3 protein-coding genes are annotated in these 2,120 nt (G+C 37.0%); all 3 read left to right on the top strand.

All coding sequences use genetic code 11. The annotated features are described in order from the left end of the window. Window positions 1–530: DUF3394 domain-containing protein (locus tag ACJMMI_RS06440; protein ID WP_405354382.1), on the top strand; the 530-nt coding region annotated here is incomplete at its 5' end. Between the two features lie 149 nt (window positions 531–679). Continuing rightward, entirely contained in the window at window positions 680–1,027 is a 348-nt protein-coding gene (locus ACJMMI_RS06435) for a transposase (RefSeq protein ID WP_405354381.1), read from the top strand. Next, window positions 928–1,866, top strand: a complete 939-nt coding sequence (locus ACJMMI_RS06430) for an IS3 family transposase (RefSeq protein ID WP_405354383.1) — start codon at window positions 928–930, stop codon at window positions 1,864–1,866. Before ACJMMI_RS06435 ends, ACJMMI_RS06430 begins: the two co-directional genes overlap by 100 nt. Window positions 1,867–2,120 lie beyond the last annotated feature (254 nt).

Here is a 2,120-nt window from a genome sequence, read left to right as displayed (position 1 = left end):
TGGGTGTTCCGACAACAGCTAACTATGTTATTATGGCTACAATTACAGCTCCCATTCTTATCAAGATGGGCATTCCTGTTCTTGCGGCTCATATGTTCGTGTTCTATTTCGGTATTGTTGCTGATATTACGCCTCCTGTTGCTCTTGCGGCATATGCAGGTGCAGCAATTGCAAAATGCAACCCGCTTAAAACAGGTGTTACCGCAACGAGATTAGCGATTACGGCATTTATTGTTCCTTATATTTTTGCTTATAGCCCCGAGATGCTCTTCATAGGTGTTGAGCACTGGTACGACGTTGCACTTATCTGTGTATCTGCCATTATCGGTATTTTGGGTGTTTCTGCAGGTATGGAAGGATATATGTACGTCAAGTGTCCCTGGTGGCAGAGAATTCTTCTTCTCGGCGGCGGATTGCTTTGCATCATACCCGGTGCTGTAACTGATATTTCAGGTTTCGCACTTATTGCTGTAGTGTTTGCACTTCAGAAGATTGCTGAGAAAAAGCACCCCGAATTAAAGACCGCATAAAAGGTAAAGTTCCTTTGGTTACTTTTCTTACAGGAAAAGTAACGCCACGCGGCGAACAATAAATAAAATGAACACCGTCTTGAAAAAATGAAATGCACCCCAAATGTTAGACATTGTGATATAATGTTTAACAGGAGGGGTGATTTTTTATGCCAAAAGGAATACCGAACAAGAGATATACAGGAGAATTCAAACAAAAAGTAATAGAAACAATGCACAAGGAGAAGCTAAGTTTCAGAGAAACAGCAAGACAATTTGAAATAAGTGATCATACAAGAGTCCTGTTATGGGAACGCATCTATCTTGAAGAAGGACCTGAAGGCTTGTACATTGAACGCAGAGGAAGAAAAAACACAGGTCGTCCAAGAAAACTTCCAAAAGAAGTTGAAGAAGATTTATTGGCGGAAGTACAACGATTAAGAGCGGAGAATGCATACTTAAAAAAATTGAATGCCTTGGTTGCCGAGAGGGTACGGCAAGAGAAAAAGCGAAAATAATTTGGGAGCTGAGGCATGAATTTAAAATATCATTATTGATAGAAATAGCCGGAATCCCTCGAAGCACGTATTACTACTATGTTAAGCACAGAAATGATGAAGACAAATACTTTGAAATTAAAGAAGAAATATCAAGCATTTACACAGAAAACAAAGGAAGATATGGTTATCGCAGAATAACAAAGGAATTGCATAACAGAGGTTTTCTAATTAACCACAAGACCGTGCAAAGGCTAATGAAACAGCTTAATCTGATATGTAGAGTCAGAATGAAGAAATACAAATCATATAAAGGTGAAGTAGGAAAAATTGCCCCTAATTTACTTGAGAGGAATTTTGTTGCTTCAAAACCAAATGAAAAGTGGGTTACTGATGTAACAGAGTTCAGTTTGTTTGACCAAAAACTTTACCTTTCTCCTATTCTCGATTTATATAGTGGGGATATTGTATCATATACAATTTCTGAACATCCAAAATTAAGCATAGTAACAGAAATGCTTGATAAGGCATTTGAAAAAATACCTGATAATACAAATCTGATTCTTCATTCAGACCAGGGTTGGCATTATCAACATAAACAATATCAAAAGATGTTAATTGATAAAGGGATACAGCAGAGCATGAGCCGTAAAGGGAACTGCTTGGATAATGCAGTAATTGAAAATTTCTTTGGTTTGCTAAAAACAGAATTGTTGTACCTACAAGAATTCGATTCATTAGAACACTTCCGAGCCGAATTAGAAGAATATCTAGATTATTACAACAATTGCAGAATCAAGCTAAAATTAAATGGCTTGACACCTGCTATGCACAGATCTCAAGCCATTTTAGCTGCTTAATATTTAATTTGTACAAGTTTTTCTAAAAAACTTTGTCTAACTTTTTGGGGTCACTTCAAAAAGGCGGTGTTTTTATGTATATTCACGAAGGGCGGCGTTGACCGCCTCTTTACTTTTTATCCTATGCGTGCGCCTTGCTGATTACTGACTGCTCTATAATGAGCATATTTACTTCCTTTGCAAAATACACTTTATTATACACGCAAAGGAGGAGTTATTATCAGTATTGAAAATCTTGATGAAATGATAAAAAA

Source organism: Ruminococcus sp., from assembly GCF_045129435.1.
Taxonomy (GTDB): domain Bacteria; phylum Bacillota; class Clostridia; order Oscillospirales; family Acutalibacteraceae; genus Ruminococcoides.
The sequence above is the reverse complement of the archived record's forward strand: the minus strand, read 5'-3'. Positions and strand labels throughout refer to the sequence as shown.